The organism is Phytobacter sp. MRY16-398 (assembly GCF_003925915.1).
Lineage (GTDB): Bacteria > Pseudomonadota > Gammaproteobacteria > Enterobacterales > Enterobacteriaceae > Phytobacter > Phytobacter diazotrophicus.
The window spans coordinates 4,275,827-4,294,165 of sequence record NZ_AP018756.1 but is presented as its reverse complement, the minus strand read 5'-3'; the positions used below and the strand labels follow the sequence as shown (position 1 = coordinate 4,294,165).

Here is an 18,339-nt window from a genome sequence, read left to right as displayed (position 1 = left end):
TAACGAGAGATGAAATATGTTCGACACCCTTTCTAAAGCAGGCAAATACTTAGGCCAGGCCGCCAAAATGATGATCGGCGTGCCGGACTATGACAACTACGTTGAGCATATGCGTATCACCCATCCTGATCAGACGCCGATGACCTATGAAGAGTTCTTCCGCGAGCGGCAAGAGGCTCGTTACGGCGGCAAAGGCGGGGCGAAGTGCTGTTAACCCTCCCCCTGTTCCTGTTTACTGTCATAAACGTCGGCCCGTTCTTCACGGGCCGCTTTTGATACTGCGTTACCTCTGCCGGATGGCAGAGGTCGGCCTGATCCTCAGGCGTTGAGGCCGCCATCCACATCAATCCCGGTTCCGGTGATGTGTTTTGCCGCCGGGCTTGCCAGGAAAGTTACCGCATCGGCGATATCTTCTGCTTTACCGTAATGTCCAAGCGCAATCAACTGACGCTGGGTTTCAGCGCCTTCGCCATCCGCCGGGTTCATGTCGCTGTCAGTGGGGCCAGGGTGCACCAGATTGACGGTAATGCCACGCGGGCCAAGATCGCGCGCCAGCCCACGGGTTAACGAGTTGAGAGCGGATTTGGTCATCGAGTAAACGGCAATTCCTTGCAGCGGGACATGGTTGGCGAGACAACTGCCGATGTTGATAATGCGCCCGCCGTCCGGCAGATGAGCAATCGCCGCCTGGGTAGCAATGACCACGCCGCGAATATTCACATTGATTAACGCATCGATATCTTCATCGGACATCGCTTCCAGCGGCCCGCCGCGCGCTATCCCCGCGTTATTCACCAGAATATCCAGCCCGCCCAGTTTCTCAACCGACTGAGCGACCGCTGCACGAATGGCCTGCGGACTTGCGCTGTCGGCCTGAATGGCGACCCCATTGCGCCCGAGCGCGCGAATGTCATCGGCCACCGCCTGTGCTTTTTCGACTGACTTTTCAAACGTTATCGCCACATCTGCCCCTGCGCGGGCTAATGACAGGGCGATGGCTTTACCTAAACCACGACTTGCGCCTGTAACCAGCGCGCGTTTACCGGAAAGTGAAGATGACATGGTGACTCCTGAATTAATTATGTGTTGATCGATACATAATTACAGTAAACGCACTTCCCTGTGGCCGTCAATGGTATTAATATATCGATCAGCACAAAATGTTGGAGGCCACCATGAGCCGTGGAAGACCACGCGAGTTTGACCGTACAGAAGCACTGAACCAGGCGATGAAAATCTTCTGGCAGAAGGGCTATACCGCCACGTCCATGAACGATTTATATGAGGCGATGGGTATTAAATCTCCCAGTCTGTATGCGGCGTTTGGCAGTAAAGAGGATTTATACGAAGAGGTATTGCTGCACTACGAGCAGTCCGTTGCGCCGGTTATCTGGGGGCATATGACCAGCGAACCGTCGCCGCGTCAGGCGGTGTGGCTGTGGCTGGAGCGTTCTGCCGATATGCTGACGCAGACCGATATGCCGCACGGTTGTATGGTCACACTCTCGGCGGTAGGCAGCGAAGGTAATGACAGGCTGGGCGACCTGGTGCGTCGCATGCGTGCTGCGGGTTTTTCCCTGTTAAAAACGCGGCTGGAGCAGGCGCAAAAACAGGGTGATTTGCCCGGTTCGGTGGATGTCGAGGCACTGACGCGCCTCTATGTCAGTATTCAGCAGGGGATGTCGATTCAGGCCCGCGATGGCGCGAGCCGTGAAATCTTGCTGAGCATTGCCCGCTCCGCCATGGCCTTATGGCCCGCCTGAATCAGCGGGTAAAATGTTCGACTTTTTCAAACGCTGCGCGCAGCGTGGCGGGAGTGAGCTCGCCCGGCAGATAGTGAATGGATTCGACCGGGCGCAGGGTATGGGCAATCACTCGCTCCAGCTCGTCATGATTGTTGATGTCCACCTCCAGGGCCGCCAGCGTAGTGGGCAGGTTAAAACGCTTATAGGCGTTCACGAGCTGCGCCAGCACATCATCCTGACCGAGTAGGGCGCTTTGCACCAGAATACCGTAGGCTACTTTGGTGCCGTGCAGGAATTTCTCTGTTTGTGGCAATACTGTCAGACCGTTGTGAACGGCGTGCGCCGCGGCAACACGGGTATAGCGCTCGCCGAGCCCGCCCACCATACCGCCACCGGCGATAATCGCATCCACCACGTCACGAAACGCCTGCGTCACGTCGCCACGCGCCTGATCTGCCAGCGCTTCTTCGCTACTGGCGAGTAGCACATCGCGAATCGCCAGCGCGTTATTAATCCCCAGACGTACCGTCAGCGGCAACTTTTCCGGCGCAGGCGCCAGCACCACCGCTTCATACCATTTCGCGAGCGTATCGCCGATCCCCGCCAGCAGATATTCCGCAGGGGCATTAAGGATGATCTGCGGTTCGACCAGCACCAGGAAATTGGCGTCATCGAAAATCTCGAACTGTAGCGCCTGACCGGCGTCGTTGTACCAGACGGAGAGCGGCGTCCAGGCAGCACAGGTTGCCGCAATGGTCGGAATTGCCACCACGGGCAAACCTAAACGACGCGCCACCGCTTTGGCTGTATCCAGCAGGGCGCCGCCGCCTACGCCTATCACGACCGCGCGATCATCACCGGACAACTGCGCCAGCTCCGCCACGTCATGCTCGCTGCAATGGCCTTTGAACAACAGATGCTTCGCGCCCGGTGCGTTAAAGCCCTCCGGCAGGAACGGACGCGCCCCTTCAATGGCGCGCTCGCCGTAAATCCACACCGCACGGGAAAGTTGCTCAGCCGTATAAAAATCATGGAGATGCGCGAGACTTCCCGCGTGTGAGAAATAGTTAGCCGGGCCGGTGACGACGCGAATATTGGTGTTGCTCATTTGTTGTGTCCTTGTGTACTATCGCTAACCTGATGTTATGTCTGGACATCCGGATGGCTAATATTAATTTTGCTTTATCTTATGCCTTTTCTGTCGTTGCCAGTCAAGGCGGCCTATGAAAAATTCGTCAAATAAACTTATTTATCAGGAACTCGCGTCGGATGAGCACTAACCACCTCGAAATGCGCACTATCAGCCTCGCGTTTGGCGGGTTCAGCGCATTGTCGCATGTTGATTTCACCCTGCGCGGCGGTTCCGTTCATGCACTCACGGGCGCGAACGGTGCAGGAAAATCGACCCTGATGGCGGTGCTGTGTGGCACGCATGACCACTACGAGGGCGAGATCGCCATTAATAACCAGCCGGTCTCCATTCGCACCCCGCGTGACGCGAAACAGCTTGGTATTCATCTGGTGCAGCAGGAAGTGGACGTGGCGCTCATCCCCGGCCTGTCGATTGCTGAAAACATCATGCTCGACAGACTGGCGGAACCGGGGCACGCCTGGCACTGGGGCGAAGTGCGTAAACTCGCACAGGATGCCCTGGCACAACTGGATGTGTCGCTGGATGTGCGTCGCTCTATCGATACCTGCACCCTGGCGGAGAAGCAGCAAATCCTGCTGGCGCGCGCGTTGTCTCATCATTGCCGCTTTTTGATTCTGGATGAACCTACCGCGCCTCTCGATCAACACGAGAGCGAGCGCCTGTTCACCGTGGTGCGACGTCTGCAACAGCAGGGCATCGGCGTGGTGTTTATCTCCCACCGCATCCATGAACTGAAAGCGATTTGCGACACCCTGACCGTGCTGCGTGATGGCAAGCTGATTGAGTCTGGCCCGATGGCGGAACTGAGCGGCGAGCAAATCGTTGAGAAGATGCTCGGCCATGAACTGAGTGATATCTACCCGCCTAAGCGCCCGCCGCACAGCGATGAAGTGCTCTTGAGTATTGACGGCCTGCATGACGAGAAACTGCTGAAAGACATCTCTTTGCGCCTGCGTAAAGGGGAGATTCTGGGCATTGCCGGGCTGGCTGGCGCGGGTAAAACCGAGCTGTGCAAGGCGCTGTTTGGTGCGAGCAAAAGTAAAGTCACGCGTGGCGAGCTTAATAGTCAGCCGTGGCGACCACGCGACCCGGCGGATTCCGTATTACGCGGTCTGGCGCTGGTGCCGGAAGAGCGGCGCAAAGAGGGCATCTTCATTGAAGAGCCTATTGCCATGAACCTTTCGGTGAGCGCGGACAACTCTTTTTCCCGCTGGAGCCTGTTCGGCCATCGTAAGTCCTGGCGTTGGGCGCAAGAAGTGATAGCCCGCGTCGGCGTGCGCACTACCGGGCCGGGGCAGACCTTGCGTCGCCTGTCCGGCGGTAACCAGCAAAAAGTGGCGATTGGCAAATGGCTGCGCGGCAACGCCAACGTGGTGATTTTTGACGAGCCGACCAAAGGGGTCGATGTGAAAGCCAAAACCGACCTGTTCCAGTTGATTGACGGGCTGGCGCGGGAAGGAAAAGGCGTGATTTATGCCTCCGGGGAGTTTTCCGAACTGGTGGGCCTGTGCGACCGCATTTGTGTGCTCTGGGATGGGCGCATTGTCGCAGAAGTGAAGGGCGAGGAGGCCCGCGAAGAGACCTTACTTTATTTTTCCACCGGAGGAACGGCAGCGTGAGCAAAGCCCTTTCAGTTAAGGCTGCGGTGTCATCCCGTCAGCAGTTTTTCGATTTTCTTTATAAATGGGGCATGCTGCTGACGGTGGTCGCGCTGGTCGTCATCTTCGGTCTGGCATCGGATAACTTCCTCGACCCGTTCAACATCATCAACATCTTACGCTCCATCGCCATCGTCACGGTAATTGGGGTGGGGGTCTCCATTTCGCTGACTATCGGTGGTTTCGATCTGTCCGTCGGTTCAACCGCTTCACTGGCAAACGCGCTGGTGATTTCACTCTTCGTCTGGCATGGCTTTGGTACCACCGAAGCCATTCTGGTGACGCTGGCGCTCTGTACGCTGGTGGGGCTGTTTAACGCGTTTTTAATTGTGGTGCTGCGTATTCCCGACATGCTGGCGACGCTCGGCAGCCTGTTTGTGATTCAGGGCGTGGCGATGACCTACAGCTATGGCGGTTCGATCACCGAAAACATGGTGCTACCGAGTGGCGACATGGCAGAAGGGGCGATCCCGGCGGCGTTTGGTTTGCTCGGCCAGGTGCCGACCATTGTCATCATCATGCTGGCGGTGACCATTGTGGCGCAGCTTGGCCTGTCGCTGACCACCCACGGGCGCCGTATGTATGCCATTGGCGGCAACCCGGAAGCGGCGCGTTTATCCGGTATTCGCACCACCCGTTACAAAGTGGCGGCCTATGTGATTGCCTCACTGCTGGCGGGCTTAGGCGGTATTCTGCTGGCTTCGCGCATTGGTTCTTCGCAGGTGAACGCCGGTGGCGGCTACCTGATGGATGCGGTTGCGGCGGCGTGGATTGGCTTTTCGCTGGCCGGTTCCGGCAAGCCGAATGCGCTCGGCACGCTGGTGGGGGCAGTGATTCTCGGCGTGCTCTCTAACGGACTGGTGATGCTCTCCGTTCCGTATTACGCCATGGACATTATTAAGGGGCTGGTGCTGGCCGGTGCCCTTGCGTTGACTTACTTCCAGCGTCGTTAATTATTCAGGGGATAACAGATGAAAAAGATAGCACTCTCTTTACTGACGCTGGGATTACTGAGCGCGCTGCCGGGTTATGCGGCGACGCCTGCCCCGGTTCCGGACGCCATTGCTAACCATAGCGGCCCGATTCGCATTGCGCTGATCCGTAACCTCGGTTCCGATGACAACACCACCCAGTTTGTGTCCGGCGCGTTGCAGGAAGGCAAAAAACTCGGGTTTAAAATCAGCACCTTCCTGAGCAACGGCGATGACGCTAAGTTCCAGGACTTCGTGAACCAGGCCATCACCCAGAAATATGATGGCATCATCCTCTCGCAGGGCCGTGATCCGTACTCCACTGCGCTGATTAAAAAAGCGGTCGATGCCGGGATCAAAGTCTCGGTGTTCGATACCGCTGTGAACGGTGAAATCCCTGGCGTGACCGTCACCCAGCAGGACGATGCCTCTCTGACCAAACTCTCCTTTGGCGCGCTGGCTAAAGACTTCAACGGCAAAGCCAACATCATCAAGCTGTGGGTCGCCGGTTTCCCGCCAATGGAGCGCCGTCAGGCCGCCTATGCTGAATTGCTGAAAGAGTATCCGGGCATTAAAGAGCTGGAATCTATTGGCGCGGTCTCTTCCGACGTGCAGGGCGATACCGCCAACAAAGTGGGCGCGGTGCTGGCGAAATACCCGAAAGGGCAGATTGATGCTATCTGGGGTACGTGGGATGCCTTTAGCCAGGGGGCTTACAAGGCGCTGAAAGAGAACGGCCGTACCGAGATTAAACTCTACAGCATCGACGTCTCCAACCAGGATCTGCAACTGATGCGCGAGTCCAACAGCCCGTGGAAAGTGAGCGTGGCGGTGGATCCGAAGCTGATTGGCGCGACCAACGTGCGTCTGGTTGCCAACAAGATTGCCGGCGAACAGACCCCTGCGACCTATGACTTTAAAGCCGCCGCCATTCCACAGGCGCTGCTGGCGGCGCAGCCGGGGGCGGTGAACGTGGCATCACTGGCGAAAATCATCCCAGGCTGGGGCCAGACCGAAGACTTTATCGCGCCGTGGTTCGCTACCCTGGAAGCAAAAGCGAAGTAACGGATGCTTTCCCCCTCCCTCACCGGGAGGGGGGCCTGCTCTTCTCCCTGTCCTCAGGGGGAAGGCAGTTTGCTTTTCTCCCTCTCCCGTGGGAGAGGGTTGGGGTGAGGGCATCAGGCCGCGCCCCGGCTTAAAAGGAACAACAATGGCAACTGAACTCCCACGCCCGGAATACAGCCGTAATATGCGGCTGATTGGTCATAGCGACCAGGGTGGACGCCCGGATGGCGTACAACTGATGGTGCATCGCGGCTATGCCTACATCGGCCACATGGTTTCGCAGGGCTTTTCTATTGTCGACGTGCGCGACCCCAAAAATCCCAAACCTGCAGGCTATGTTCCGGCCCCTCCCGGTACCTGGAACGTGCACTTACAGGCGCATGACGATCTTCTGCTGGTGATCAACGCCCGCGACCTCTTTGCTGACGCCCGCTTTGCCGATGAAAAAGTCTATTACACCCGCTCGGTGGGTGAGACGGTCAGTGACGTACAGGACAAAGGCTGGAGCGCCGGGCTGCGCATTTTTGATATCTCCACGCCGGACAAACCGCGTGAAATCAGCTTTCTGTCACTCAGCGGCATCGGTATTCACCGCATTTGGTATGTAGGCGGACGCTGGGCCTATGTCTCTGCGCTGATTGATGGCTTTACCGATTATATTTTCCTGACTATCGATCTGGCCGATCCGCGTAAGCCGGAAGTTGCGGGGCGCTGGTGGCTGCCGGGGATGAACCAGGCGGCTGGCGAAACGCCGGACTGGGAGGCGGGGAAACGCTATGCGCTGCACCATGCGATTATCGCGGGCGATACCGCCTACGGGAGCTGGCGCGACGGTGGGTTGACGCTGCTGGATGTGAAAGACCGCACTCAACCGACGCTCATTAGTCACCGCAACTGGAGTCCGCCGTTTGGCGGTGGCACCCATACCGCGCTGCCGTTGCCGAATCGTGATCTGCTGGTGGTGCTTGATGAAGCGGTGCTGGATAACCAGGAAGACGGTGAGAAGCTGATTTGGCTGTTTGATATTCGCGAACCGTCAAACCCGGTCAGTATATCCATTTTCCCGCAGCCGGATGAGATTGACTATGTGGCGAAAGGGGCGCACTTCGGACCGCATAACCTGCACGAAAACCGTCCGGGGAGCTTTATCAGTTCGACGCTGATTTTTGCCACTTATCAGAACGCCGGTGTGCGTGCCTATGATATTTCCAATCCCTATCGTCCGGTGGAAACCGGGGCGCTGGTGCCTGCCGCACCGGCGAAAATGATGGATACGCGTCCAGGCCGCCCGCAGGTGATTCAGTCCTGTGATGTGTTTGTGGATGCGCAGGGGGTGATTTACAGCACGGATTACAACGGCGGTTTGTCGGTGATTGAGTATTTGGGGTGACACAACCCTCACCCTAACCCTCTCCCTGAGGGCTGAGAGATCCCCAGTAATATGGTCAGTTCACCATGACCATATTACTGTACTCTTTACCTAACATTTTCAGTGCATTAGCGATATTCAGCCGCCTTAGTATTCCGGGCTCATGCCGCAGAACCTCAACCGCCAGCCTCACATAAGACAGGATCCTTTTGTCTTTTATACTGTTTGCCTGATAGCGCAGGTGGCGCTGCTTTTTCTCCGCCAGATACCCTGCCAGCCACATCACCAGACTCGCCATGGCCGCCACGACGCTCAGTACCGCCAGACGTCCATTGCCCTGGCTGCGGCTCAGCCTCAGTCCGAACCCGAAGCGCGGGATTTTTTCATCCCGGAAGTTCTGCTCTATCTGCATCCGGCGACTGTACAGCGTCATTATCTGTGCTGGCTCCATACCTGCCACATTGCTGAACAGCAGCCACGGCTCCTGTGCGCTGCGACGATGCTCTCTCTGCGTTTTTGGCATTCCCCCTTTGCCGTGACGGCCTGCTCCCGGGCGTTTCTGCAGATAAAAGTGACCGTAACAGGGCGTGCGGGGTTTCCGGGCCAGGACGCCATAACCCACTCTTACCGGGTATTCGCCGGCATGAAGGTCGCTGATTTTCATCCAGCGTGTATCGCCGTCCATCCGGAAGCACACGAGCCCTCTGACCCGACCGACGAAGGACCAGCCCAGCAGACTGATGTGACGGAACCAGTCGGTGCGAAAGCCGGCATCGGTAATAATCGTGACCGCTTTTTCCGGCGGAACAGCCGCATGGAGGCGGTCGAGGAAGGCGCACTGTATCCTGCTGTTCTGGGCGAGTTCAGCCGGAACGACTTCGCTCATCAGCGGAAGTGAGCGGCCGTTACAGACCAGACTTGCGCGCAGCAGATGCCAGTTTTTATCAGGCCATCCGGTCCAGTCGACAGCAATAACGCAGAACGGCATGAGGGAGGTAATGGCACGGGTGAGCTGCATCTGGATACGGGGAAGGTCGCGGTGAAGGGCGGAGTTACCGAGGGCACGGTCGACCCGTTTGATTTTATTTTTGACGTGAGCGGAACCGGGAAGGGAGCGTCCGAGACTGGTCAGGGTGAGTTCAGCACCGTTGCAGAGCGCAACAGCCATGGAAGTGAGGACATTAATGCGGAAAGAATGAATCCCGCGTAAAGACGAGGAAAAGAATTTCTGGCACACTGTCTTTAAAGGCACGATGAGGTCTCTTCTGATTTGTTAGCGCAACCAGTAGATCACACTTCATCGTGCCTTTCACTTTTTCTGGGGATTCCTCAGCCCTGAGGGAGAGGGGATCAATCTGCACCCACTTTTCTCCCTCTCCCTGTGGGAGAGGGGATCGATCCGCACCCACTTTTCTCCCTCTCCCCGTGGGAGAAGGGATCGAGCTGCACCTGCTTTTCTCCCTCTCCCCGTGGGAGAGGGGATCGAGCTGCACCTGCTTTTCTCCCTCTCCCCGTGGGAGAGGGGATCGAGCTGCACCCGCTTTTCTCCCTCTCCCTGTGGGAGAGGGCCGGGGTGAGGGCACCAGCGCGCACTTAGCTATACTGACGCACCCGGGCAATCAGTTCATCCACGCTGTCAATGCGCGGGGCGATCAAAATCAGCACCTTGCCGAGCGCAATAGCATGGCGCAGGCATTCGTGGCGCATCTCTTCATCGGCGATGGTGTCGATATCCGCAACATGCGAGAGGCCCACGCTGCGGCGAATCAGCTCGGTACCGCAGAAGCCGACCGCATCCGTCCACACTTTTTTGAGAAACTCAGACGCATAGCCCGGTACGCTCAGGGCGGCATCTTGCGTTTTCTCGCGTGCCAGCGCCTGGAAACGCTCGGCGAATGTTGACCAGAGTTCCTGAATATCTTTCAGACGCTGCTCACGCGCCGCTGCCGCATCCCGAATGCCCAGGTGGCCCGGCAGGCCGCAGTAGTTAAGCAGCAAATTCCCGATTGCCGTACCGATATCAAAGCCGATTGGACCAAAATAGCCGAACTCGGCGTCAATGGCTTTCAGGCTGCCTTCGGCAACGAAAATGGAGCCGCTGTGAATATCGCCGTGCAACAGCGCTTCGGCATGCGAGAAGAAGCTGTGCTTGAGGGAGGCGACCGCCAGCTTGAGCTGCGTATCCTGACGCAGGGCGTCAACGTCGGCCTCCAGGGCTGCCGGATAGTTATTACGTTCATGGACCTGATAGGGATCGTTAAAGAACAGGTCTTCGGTGATCTCGCACATTTCCGGGTTAATAAACTGCGCGACCTGGGTTTTTTTCACATGCGGATGCAGGTAAAAATCGCTGGTATGGAACAGCGTTTGCGCCAGATATTCACCTAACTGGCGTGCGGCCTGCGGGTAGTAAACGTTTTTTATCAACTCGCTGCGCCAGATGCGATGGTCAGAGAGATCTTCCATAACCATCACCGCCAGCTCCGGGTCGTAATGCAGAATATTGACCGTGTGCTGCGGGGCGTGTTTATAGTGCTCGACCAGCGTTTGCGCTTCCAGGCGTGCGCGATCAAGGGTTAGCGGCCAGGACTCCCCAACGCAGCGCACATAGGGCAGCGCCTGTTTAACGATAATGCGGCTTACGCCCTGACTATCAAAAATCTTAAATACCAGGTTCAGGTTACCGTCGCCGACCTCCTGCGCTTCAACCAGTTCGGACGGCGTGTCCAGACCACCAAATTGTTGTGCATACGCCACAGCATCCTGGGCGTTGAAGGTACGGTATTGCGACATTGCCAGTTCCTCATGTTCTTATGCTAATAAAGCCATTCAGACGTCTATACATCTGGATTTCATCCTGACACAATACGATACAACAACGCAACAGGGATTTAACGCTATGCAGACATTACAGACCACCAGCCTGCGGGTTGTTGATAACCAACTCTTTATTCTTGACCAGCAGGCGCTGCCGCAGGAAAAACGCTGGCTGCCAGCGGATTCGGTGGCTTTGCTGGTGGAACATATTCATGCGTTACGCGTGCGCGGCGCGCCGTTGATTGGCCTCTCCGCCAGTCTGCTGTTGGCGCTATTGGCGGAAAACGGGGCGAACCGTGAGGTGCTGGCCCAGTCGCTGGAGACCCTGCGTGCTTCGCGCCCGACGGCGGTCAACCTGATGAACAATCTCGACCGAATGAAACAGGCGCTGGCACACGAAGATTTCGTTCCGGCGCTGGTGGCAGAGGCGCTGCGCTTGATTGCAGAAGATAAAGCCTTGTGCGACAGCATCGCGCAGGCGGGCAGCGAGCTTGTGAAACCGGGCAGCCGCTTGTTAACGCATTGCAACACCGGGGGGCTGGCGACCGCTGGCGTCGGTACGGCGCTGGGTGTTATTGCGCTGGCCCATCAGCAGGGCAAGGTGGCGAATGTCTGGGTGGATGAGACGCGTCCGTTGTTGCAGGGCGGGCGTTTAACGGCCTGGGAGTTAGGCGAACTTGGAGTGCCCTATCAGTTAATTACCGACTCCATGGCCGCCAGCCTGATGGGCAAAGGGCAGGTGGATGCGATTTGGGTGGGGGCAGACAGGATTGCCGCTAACGGCGATGTCGCCAACAAAATCGGCACCTACTCCCTGGCGGTATTAGCGAAATTCCACGGCATTCCGTTTTATGTTGCCGCACCGCAAACCACGCTGGATCCGAACTGCCCGAACGGCGAGGCGATTCCTATCGAGCAGCGCGCCGCGAGTGAAGTGACGGGTGTTGCCGGGAGCTTTGGCGCCGTGCAGTGGGCGCCGGAAAATGCGCAGGTCTATAACCCGGCTTTTGACGTCACGCCCGCCGCACTTATCAGCGGCTGGGTGCTCGACAGCGGCGTGGTCACACCTGAGCAGGTGAGTGGCGGGTTTTTTGCCCGCTGAGGCGGTCTTTGGCCCTCATCCGTTTTCTCCAGGATGGCGGCGTAAACGCGTGATTCGGGCTACCGTCTGAAAACGTAGCCCGGCTAAGCGCAGCGCCAGCCGGGATGTTTGCCGTTACCACTTCATCTCGCCGGTGTTCACCTTTGCGCTCAACTCCAGCGAGCTCTCATCCGCAAGCCCAGGATACGCGGCTTTCATTGCCTCGATCACGGCCGCTGAGCCCTTCTGATGGTTCAGTGTCTGTTCGAATGTTTTCAAATAATCATGGGTGAAAGTAATCGCCCCATCGCCTGCCGGGCGTTCACCCAGGTAGTGACCCGGAATAACCTGTCGGGGTTTCAGTGCCTGCATTTCGCGTAATACGTTCATCCATCCCTGGCGAATGGTCGGGGTCTGGGTATCTGCCGTCCAGACATGAATTCCTGACGCAATACCGGTGCCGCCTAAAATGGCCTTGTTCGCCGGGATCCAGACATAGGCGGCATAATCACCTGCGTGTTTCAGCTCCAGCGTTTCCCCGTCGACGGTAAAACGCGTGGCGGTGGTTGTCTGCGGAACGATAAGTGTCGTTGGCGCGCCATCTCTCATCTGCGGCCCCCAGAAGGCCAGTTTGGCCTCTTTCGTTGCCTTGATATGGTTAACCACCGCTTTGGACGCCACCACTTTTGCCTGTGGGAAGGCTTTTACCAGCGGTTCGAGACCAAAATAAAAATCCGGGTCGCCAGAGGTGATCACAATCTCTTTTAGCGTTTTGCCACGCGCTTTGATGAGCTTCACCAGTTCCTCGCCATCTTTAACGCTGAACTGCGCATCAAACAGCACGGCTTCTTTCGGCCCGGAGACCAGCGTTGAAGAGACCGGGAAAATGCCTTTTTCCTGCGGGTTATACACATCCAGTTGCAGTGGTGCGGCAAATACCGGTGCGGCGGCCAGCGACAGTAACAGGGTGGCGGATTTTGCGTTCATGGCATTCCTTAATGGCTAAGTGAAGAGAGAAGGGGACTAACCAGTGTGAAAAATGCCTCTGGTTGCCCGTAATAACGCGAGACAGGTAAGAGCGTGTACTGCCCGTCTTTATTGATGAATACTGCGGTGGGGAAGCCCTGGCCTCCCGTTTGTGCCATCAGCATTCGTCCATATTGAATGGCATCCAGCGCTTCATTTTCTGGAATTTGCCCCAGCATGATGTCTGGCCCAACGGATCGACTCAGTACTTCATTGACCACATCGGCGTGGGTAATGTCCTGCCCCTGTTCGTACCAGGCGCGCTGTACAGTATTCAGAAACTGGATATCGCTACCGGGAGTCGCAAAGCGTTGTGCAGCCAGAAGCCCACGGCTGGCGGGGAGGGAATCCAGCACAATCTCGCTGTTCGCCAGCAACTGCGTGCGGTAATCGCTGCCGAAAGTCATGCCGGTTAAAGCAGCGATACGCGCATCATGTTCATGAACATGCGAGAGCCACCCGGCGTCGAGCTTTCTGCGCCGGGTGCCGATGAATAATCCCCCCGGTAAAATATGCTGTTGCGTAAAATCCTGAGCCACACGGTTGAGCAAGGGCAATGCGCCATAGCTCCAGCCGCAAAGCGGATCGATTATCCAGTAAAGGCCGGGTTGAAATCCCATCATGCAGTTCTCCAGAGAGTCAGTGATCACCATTCTACGGATTGCAGCTTCTGCTACTATTCCTGAAACAATTCATGCTGTGTTTCGTAAAACGATCAAATGGAGTGGCAATGGACAGGATCATGGCGGCAATGACCTACAACCGGATTTGCGAACTGGGCAGCCTGAGCGCGGCGGCACGTTCGCTGGGTATTTCACGCCCGATGGTCAGCCGCTATCTGGATGAAATGGAAAAATGGGCCGGGGCGCGCTTGATTCATCGCTCGACGCGGCGGCTAACGTTAACCCCCGCCGGTGAGAAAATCCTTGAGAAAACGCGGCAACTGGCTTCTCTGTCGCAAGACATTGAAGGTGACGCCACGCGTCTGACGCCTTCGGGCACGCTGCGTATTGCCTGCGCCCACTTTACGGCGACCCACCTGCTGGGGCCGGTGATCCCGGCGTTTCTGGCGCGCTACCCGGCGCTGCGCATTGAAGTGGATATTAATAATCAGCCGGTCAGCCTGGTGGGTGAGCGCATCGACCTTGCGATACGGATAACCAATTCCCCGGAACCTGGGGTGATTGCCCGCGCGCTGGGGGAATGCCGTTCGGTATTGTGTGCCTCACCGGGCTACCTTGCGAGAGCCGGGCAGCCTGAAACCCTTGACGATCTCGCTCAGCACAATTGTCTGCATTACAGCCGCTTTTCAGGACAATCATGGACGTTTCGCGATCCGGAAAAGGGCACTGTTGCCGTTGCGGTTAATGGTAATTTCAGCGCCGGGATATCGTCTTTGCTGTGCGATATGGCGATGGCGGATGTAGGGCTGGCGCTGGTGCCGGAAATTGAGGCGCGCATGGGGCTTCAGAGCGGACAACTGGTCAGCGTACTGCCGCAACTGGAGCCGCAGCCGCTGGGCATTTATGGGTTATATCAATCCCGCGATCATCAGCATGCGGCGCTCGGCCTGTTTCTCGATGCGATTAAGCAGCATCTCGCCGCTTAAGCCTGGGTCAGTTCCGCCATCCACTGCTTATGTTCTCTGTCCAGCTCCAGGGCGGTAAGTTCGAGGAAAGCATTGACCGCAGTCGGTCGGTGTTTGCTTCCCGGCACCTGAATCTGCAAAGTGCGCTGGCTTAGCGATGAGTTATTGATCGTTTTAAGCGTCATGCCATCCTGCTTTGCGCGCCACAATACGCTGAAATGGCTGCACACGGTCAGGGCATCGGGTGTATGACGGGTAAAACCGTACAGGGCGGCAAAATTATTGCTGCTGAACGCCGGTTCCAGAAAGGTGCCCGCCATGCGACAGGAGAGATCAAAAAGCTGGCGCAGCGTGGTGCCCGCCTCCGGGAGAACCAGCGGATAGTGGTGCAAATCTTCCATCGCCACACCCGGCTGCGACACCAATGGATGCTCATCCGCCAACAGCAACAGTACCGGCGCGGGCCAGGCGGCAATAATTTCCACGTCCCGTTCAGGCGCGAGGCTGAACTGAAACGCGACATCACAATCATTGCGCCGGATCCACTCCGCCACCTGCATCGCCGTGCCGACCTGCAAATCAAAACTCACCGCAGGGTGTTGCTGACGAAAACGCGCCAGTACCCCTGGCAACAGGTCAAACGCCATGCCCTCGGTACAGGCAATACGTACCAGGGCTTTGCGCACCGCTTTCAGCCCCTGAATTTCGGCCATCGCAAATTCCATATCGCGCATGTTTTTGCGCACATGGTTAGCCAGAATCTGCCCGGCATCGGTTAAAACCATACCGCGCGAATGCCGTTCAAAGAGCGTGACGCCCAGCCGGGTCTCCAGCTTGTGGATTTGTCGGCTGATGGCGGAACCCGCCACGTAAAGCTGCTCGCTGGCGGTGCTGAGAGAGCCGGTGGTGGCCACCGCAAAAAAGTAGCGTAGTTCATTGCTCAACATAGATGAATCCTCTGCGATGCCCTGAGATTGTGCAGTGTACCCTTATCAAAAAAGCAACGCCAAATTACAATTATTATTATTGTGGCAAGGCTCTGTTCTGGTTTAGAACAAAAAGACAACAACATCTCATTGCGCCATCGGCAGCAAATGAACCCTGAAAAATTCGCGTTGCAGCCACGCAACTGCGGCTCGACATTTGACGGGGACAGACAGGGCAAACAACATGACAACACAACAGATCGTCGACCAGGCGCTGGCGTGGTTCGACAGCGGCCATTTTAAAAGCATCCTTGCCAGCCGGGTGGCAATCCCCAGCGAAAGCCAGCGTAATGACAGGGATGACGCGCTCACACGCTATTACAACGACGTATTCATTCCCGCTTTTCAGGAATTGGGCTTTACGACCGAGGTGATTGCTAACCCGGTCAATGCCGCCCGACCATTTTTACTCGCCAGCCGCGAAGAAGACCCGACGCTGCCCACCGTGATGTGCTACGGACATGGCGATGTGGTCTTCGGTGACGATGCGCGCTGGGCCGAAGGGCTTTCGCCGTGGACGCTGGTCGAGCGTGATGGCAACTGGTACGGACGCGGTACGGCTGACAACAAAGGTCAACATTCGGTTAACCTCGCCGCACTGGAGCAGGTTTATCACGCGCGTAACGGTCGGCTGGGGTTTAACTGCGTCTGGCTGTGCGAAATGGGCGAAGAGGTGAGTTCGCCGGGGCTGGCCGCCGTCTGCGAACAACTTAAAGCACGCATCAATGCAGACCTGTTTATCGCCTCTGATGGACCGCGCCTGAGTGCAGAGCGCCCGACGCTATTCCTCGGTTCACGTGGCTGCGCCAACTTCCGTCTGACCATTAATGCGCGCGCCAAAGATTATCACTCTGGCAACTGGGGCGGGCTGCTGAGCAACCCCGGTACGCAACTGGCAAACGCCATCGCGAGCCTGGTGGATGGTAAAGGCGAAATCCAGATTGCGGCGCTGAAACCGCCCGCCTTAACGCCGGAACTGAAAGCCATTCTGGCGGATATCACCCCGGCACGTGGCGAAAACGATCCCATCACCGACCCGAACTGGGGCGAGCCCGGATTGTCGGCGGCAGAAAAACTGTTTGGCTGGAATACCCTGGAAGTGCTCTCTTTCCTGACAGGGAATCCGGCACAGCCCATGAACGCGATCCCGGGGCAGGCGACAGCGGTCTGCCAGTTGCGCTTCGTGGTGGGTACCGACTGGGAACATCTGGAGCAGGCGGTTCGTGCGCATCTGGACGCGCACGGCTTTTCTATGGTGACCATCAGCGAAGTGCGCGGCACCCCTGCAACGCGCTTTGACCCGACCGATCCGCTGGTGAACTGGACGCTTGAAGCCATGGCGGAGACGACCGGCAAGAAACCGGCCCTGTTGCCGAACCTCGGCGGCTCGCTGCCTAATGATGTGTTTGCCGGGATTTTGGGCCTGCCAACGCTGTGGGTGCCGCATTCGTATCCGGCCTGCGGCCAGCATGCGCCGGACGAGCACCTGCCGATTGCCATTGCCCGCGAGGGGCTGGCGATCATGACCCGCCTGTTCTGGGATTTGGGCGAGCGGGGAGCGGCACTGCTTGCCAGCCATCAGGCGCATCAGAATGGAGGTGCAAAATGACAACTCTCGCCCGTGAGACAGAGCAGGGCAGCGTGCGCCCGAACCTGGCGAAAACGCTTTTTGCCACCTGTATTGGTAATGCCCTGGAGTGGTTTGATATTGCGGTGTACGGCTTCTTTGCCAGCTATATTGCCCAGGTCTTTTTCCCGACGACTAATCCAACGGTCTCGCTGCTGCTCGCTTTCGGTAGCTTTGGTATCGCCTTTTTGATTCGCCCGCTGGGAGCGGTGGTGCTTGGCGCTTATGCCGATAAACACGGTCGTAAGGCCTCGCTGCTGCTCTCTATCAACCTGATGATGCTGGGCGGGGCGATGATCACCTTTATGCCCGGTTATGCCACCCTCGGTTTGGCCGCGCCGCTGCTGATTTTGCTGGCGCGCCTGATTCAGGGCTTCTCCGCAGGCGGTGAGTTTGGTAGTTCGACGGCGTTTCTTGTGGAGCACTTCCCGGAGCGTAAGACCTTTATCGCCAGTTGGCAGTTCGCCACTCAAGGAGCCAGTACACTGATGGCATCCGCCTTTGGTCTGGGCCTGGCACACTGGCTGACGCCGGAGCAGTTGTTGGACTGGGGATGGCGCGTGCCGTTCGCCTTTGGTTTGCTGATTGGCCCGGTTGGGCTGTGGATCCGTCGCCATGTGCACGAGCCTGAAGCGTATGTTGAGATCGAGAAGCCGCGTCATCCGGTGAAGCAACTGTTGGGTTCGCAAAAACGCCTGTTGGCGCTGGCGATTGGTCTGATGGTGGTCTCCACGGCAATTAACTACATGCTCAATTATGTGCCGACCTGGGCGACCAAAAGTCTTGGCCTGCCCGCGTCATCCGCCTACAGCGCGACCTTGCTGGCCGGGGTGATTCTTACCGTGGTGACGCCGATAGGTGGCCTGCTGGCGGAGCGTGTCGGGCGTGAGCGTCTGCTATGGACCGCGTTGGGCCTGCTGGCGTTTACGCTGCTGCCCGCATTCTGGCTGACCAGCCTGAATGTCACGCCCCTGTCGCTTTCACTGCTGGTGGGATGGATGGCGCTGTTGAAATCCATCTACTTCTCGACCATTCCGTCGGTGATGGCGGATATTTTCCCGGTATCGACCCGGGCCAGTGGGATGTCCATCAGTTACAACATCGCCGTCACGGTATTCGGCGGGTTTGCGCCATTTATCTGTACGCTGCTTATCAGCGCAACCGGCAGCCACTTCGCACCGGGCTTCTACCTGATGGTTACCGTGTTCCTGAGCGTTGCCGCGCTGTGGCATACGCAAAAACAACTTCGTTAA

17 protein-coding genes are annotated in these 18,339 nt (G+C 57.4%); 10 read left to right on the top strand and 7 right to left on the bottom strand.

Annotated elements, in window-relative coordinates:
- Positions 1-16: 16 nt before the first annotated feature.
- The gene (locus tag MRY16398_RS21155; protein WP_041852181.1) at positions 17-214 is read left to right on the top strand and encodes a YbdD/YjiX family protein; all 198 of its coding nucleotides are present in this window, start codon (positions 17-19) and stop codon (positions 212-214) included.
- A gap of 104 nt (positions 215-318) precedes the next feature.
- Here MRY16398_RS21155 and MRY16398_RS21150 read toward each other — a convergent pair whose 3' ends face one another.
- Positions 319-1,062 carry an SDR family NAD(P)-dependent oxidoreductase gene (locus tag MRY16398_RS21150; protein ID WP_041852180.1) on the bottom strand — a complete coding sequence of 248 codons (744 nt, stop codon included), beginning with the start codon at positions 1,060-1,062 and terminating at the stop codon, positions 319-321.
- Positions 1,063-1,175: 113 nt separating this feature from the next.
- On the opposite strand from MRY16398_RS21150, the gene MRY16398_RS21145 reads away from it, so the two are divergent.
- Positions 1,176-1,763: a TetR/AcrR family transcriptional regulator gene (locus MRY16398_RS21145; protein ID WP_052249346.1), complete on the top strand. Its 588-nt coding sequence runs from the start codon at positions 1,176-1,178 to the stop codon at positions 1,761-1,763.
- A gap of 1 nt (position 1,764) precedes the next feature.
- Here the strand turns inward: MRY16398_RS21145 and MRY16398_RS21140 are convergent, their stop codons facing one another.
- Positions 1,765-2,853, bottom strand: a complete 1,089-nt coding sequence (locus MRY16398_RS21140) for an oxidoreductase (RefSeq protein ID WP_041852178.1) — start codon at positions 2,851-2,853, stop codon at positions 1,765-1,767.
- Positions 2,854-3,014: 161 nt separating this feature from the next.
- On the opposite strand from MRY16398_RS21140, the gene MRY16398_RS21135 reads away from it, so the two are divergent.
- The 4 genes from MRY16398_RS21135 (at position 3,015) to MRY16398_RS21120 (ending at position 7,982) form a co-directional block, all read left to right on the top strand.
- A complete protein-coding gene (locus MRY16398_RS21135; protein WP_125125119.1) occupies positions 3,015-4,517 on the top strand; it encodes a sugar ABC transporter ATP-binding protein in 1,503 nt (500 codons plus the stop codon).
- Complete coding sequence (locus MRY16398_RS21130) at positions 4,514-5,509, top strand: ABC transporter permease (protein ID WP_041852176.1); 996 nt, start codon at positions 4,514-4,516, stop codon at positions 5,507-5,509. The genes MRY16398_RS21135 and MRY16398_RS21130 overlap by 4 nt, the downstream gene beginning before the upstream one ends.
- Positions 5,510-5,527: 18 nt before the next feature.
- On the top strand, positions 5,528-6,592 hold the full coding sequence (locus tag MRY16398_RS21125) for a sugar ABC transporter substrate-binding protein (RefSeq protein WP_041852175.1): 1,065 nt from the start codon (positions 5,528-5,530) through the stop codon (positions 6,590-6,592).
- A gap of 145 nt (positions 6,593-6,737) precedes the next feature.
- Complete coding sequence (locus tag MRY16398_RS21120; RefSeq protein ID WP_125125118.1) at positions 6,738-7,982, top strand: LVIVD repeat-containing protein; 1,245 nt, start codon at positions 6,738-6,740, stop codon at positions 7,980-7,982.
- Positions 7,983-8,037: 55 nt separating this feature from the next.
- On the opposite strand, the gene MRY16398_RS21115 is transcribed toward MRY16398_RS21120, so the two are convergent.
- On the bottom strand, positions 8,038-9,213 hold the full coding sequence (locus MRY16398_RS21115) for an IS4 family transposase (protein ID WP_125125117.1): 1,176 nt from the start codon (positions 9,211-9,213) through the stop codon (positions 8,038-8,040).
- A gap of 341 nt (positions 9,214-9,554) precedes the next feature.
- Positions 9,555-10,754 (bottom strand): S-methyl-5-thioribose kinase, encoded by a 1,200-nt coding sequence (gene mtnK / locus MRY16398_RS21110; RefSeq protein WP_125125116.1) that lies wholly within the window; start codon positions 10,752-10,754, stop codon positions 9,555-9,557.
- 106 nt (positions 10,755-10,860) lie between these two features.
- Between mtnK and mtnA the strand changes: the two genes are divergently transcribed.
- A complete protein-coding gene (gene mtnA, locus MRY16398_RS21105) occupies positions 10,861-11,880 on the top strand; it encodes an S-methyl-5-thioribose-1-phosphate isomerase (protein ID WP_125125115.1) in 1,020 nt (339 codons plus the stop codon).
- 114 nt (positions 11,881-11,994) lie between these two features.
- Here mtnA and MRY16398_RS21100 read toward each other — a convergent pair whose 3' ends face one another.
- Together MRY16398_RS21100 and MRY16398_RS21095 are read right to left on the bottom strand one after the other, a co-directional pair.
- Positions 11,995-12,846: a Vmh family MBL fold metallo-hydrolase gene (locus MRY16398_RS21100; protein ID WP_125125114.1), complete on the bottom strand. Its 852-nt coding sequence runs from the start codon at positions 12,844-12,846 to the stop codon at positions 11,995-11,997.
- An 8-nt stretch (positions 12,847-12,854) separates the two neighbouring features.
- Positions 12,855-13,508: a DsbA family protein gene (locus MRY16398_RS21095; RefSeq protein ID WP_232034353.1), complete on the bottom strand. Its 654-nt coding sequence runs from the start codon at positions 13,506-13,508 to the stop codon at positions 12,855-12,857.
- A gap of 107 nt (positions 13,509-13,615) precedes the next feature.
- On the opposite strand from MRY16398_RS21095, the gene MRY16398_RS21090 reads away from it, so the two are divergent.
- Positions 13,616-14,494, top strand: coding sequence for a LysR family transcriptional regulator (locus tag MRY16398_RS21090; protein WP_125125113.1), 879 nt, complete (start codon positions 13,616-13,618; stop codon positions 14,492-14,494).
- On the opposite strand, the gene MRY16398_RS21085 is transcribed toward MRY16398_RS21090, so the two are convergent.
- Positions 14,491-15,420, bottom strand: a complete 930-nt coding sequence (locus tag MRY16398_RS21085) for a LysR family transcriptional regulator (RefSeq protein ID WP_041852169.1) — start codon at positions 15,418-15,420, stop codon at positions 14,491-14,493. The genes MRY16398_RS21090 and MRY16398_RS21085 overlap by 4 nt on opposite strands.
- Before the next feature lie 223 nt (positions 15,421-15,643).
- Between MRY16398_RS21085 and MRY16398_RS21080 the strand changes: the two genes are divergently transcribed.
- Both MRY16398_RS21080 and MRY16398_RS21075 read left to right on the top strand, forming a co-directional pair.
- Positions 15,644-17,068 carry a M20 family metallopeptidase gene (locus MRY16398_RS21080; RefSeq protein WP_125125112.1) on the top strand — a complete coding sequence of 475 codons (1,425 nt, stop codon included), beginning with the start codon at positions 15,644-15,646 and terminating at the stop codon, positions 17,066-17,068.
- Complete coding sequence (locus MRY16398_RS21075) at positions 17,065-18,339, top strand: MFS transporter (protein WP_108701816.1); 1,275 nt, start codon at positions 17,065-17,067, stop codon at positions 18,337-18,339. Before MRY16398_RS21080 ends, MRY16398_RS21075 begins: the two co-directional genes overlap by 4 nt.

What these genes read in the sequence shown, in the direction of transcription:
- MRY16398_RS21085 (WP_041852169.1), bottom strand. Translation starts at nt 15,420, where the DNA reads ATGTTGAGCAATGAACTACGCTACTTTTTTGCGGTGGCCACCACCGGC.
- MRY16398_RS21075 (WP_108701816.1), top strand. Translation starts at nt 17,065, where the DNA reads ATGACAACTCTCGCCCGTGAGACAGAGCAGGGCAGCGTGCGCCCGAAC.
- MRY16398_RS21080 (WP_125125112.1), top strand. Translation starts at nt 15,644, where the DNA reads ATGACAACACAACAGATCGTCGACCAGGCGCTGGCGTGGTTCGACAGC.
- MRY16398_RS21155 (WP_041852181.1), top strand. Translation starts at nt 17, where the DNA reads ATGTTCGACACCCTTTCTAAAGCAGGCAAATACTTAGGCCAGGCCGCC.
- mtnA (WP_125125115.1), top strand. Translation starts at nt 10,861, where the DNA reads ATGCAGACATTACAGACCACCAGCCTGCGGGTTGTTGATAACCAACTC.
- MRY16398_RS21125 (WP_041852175.1), top strand. Translation starts at nt 5,528, where the DNA reads ATGAAAAAGATAGCACTCTCTTTACTGACGCTGGGATTACTGAGCGCG.
- MRY16398_RS21095 (WP_232034353.1), bottom strand. Translation starts at nt 13,508, where the DNA reads ATGATGGGATTTCAACCCGGCCTTTACTGGATAATCGATCCGCTTTGC.
- MRY16398_RS21100 (WP_125125114.1), bottom strand. Translation starts at nt 12,846, where the DNA reads ATGAACGCAAAATCCGCCACCCTGTTACTGTCGCTGGCCGCCGCACCG.
- MRY16398_RS21150 (WP_041852180.1), bottom strand. Translation starts at nt 1,062, where the DNA reads ATGTCATCTTCACTTTCCGGTAAACGCGCGCTGGTTACAGGCGCAAGT.
- MRY16398_RS21145 (WP_052249346.1), top strand. Translation starts at nt 1,176, where the DNA reads ATGAGCCGTGGAAGACCACGCGAGTTTGACCGTACAGAAGCACTGAAC.
- mtnK (WP_125125116.1), bottom strand. Translation starts at nt 10,754, where the DNA reads ATGTCGCAATACCGTACCTTCAACGCCCAGGATGCTGTGGCGTATGCA.
- MRY16398_RS21140 (WP_041852178.1), bottom strand. Translation starts at nt 2,853, where the DNA reads ATGAGCAACACCAATATTCGCGTCGTCACCGGCCCGGCTAACTATTTC.
- MRY16398_RS21135 (WP_125125119.1), top strand. Translation starts at nt 3,015, where the DNA reads ATGAGCACTAACCACCTCGAAATGCGCACTATCAGCCTCGCGTTTGGC.
- MRY16398_RS21090 (WP_125125113.1), top strand. Translation starts at nt 13,616, where the DNA reads ATGGACAGGATCATGGCGGCAATGACCTACAACCGGATTTGCGAACTG.
- MRY16398_RS21120 (WP_125125118.1), top strand. Translation starts at nt 6,738, where the DNA reads ATGGCAACTGAACTCCCACGCCCGGAATACAGCCGTAATATGCGGCTG.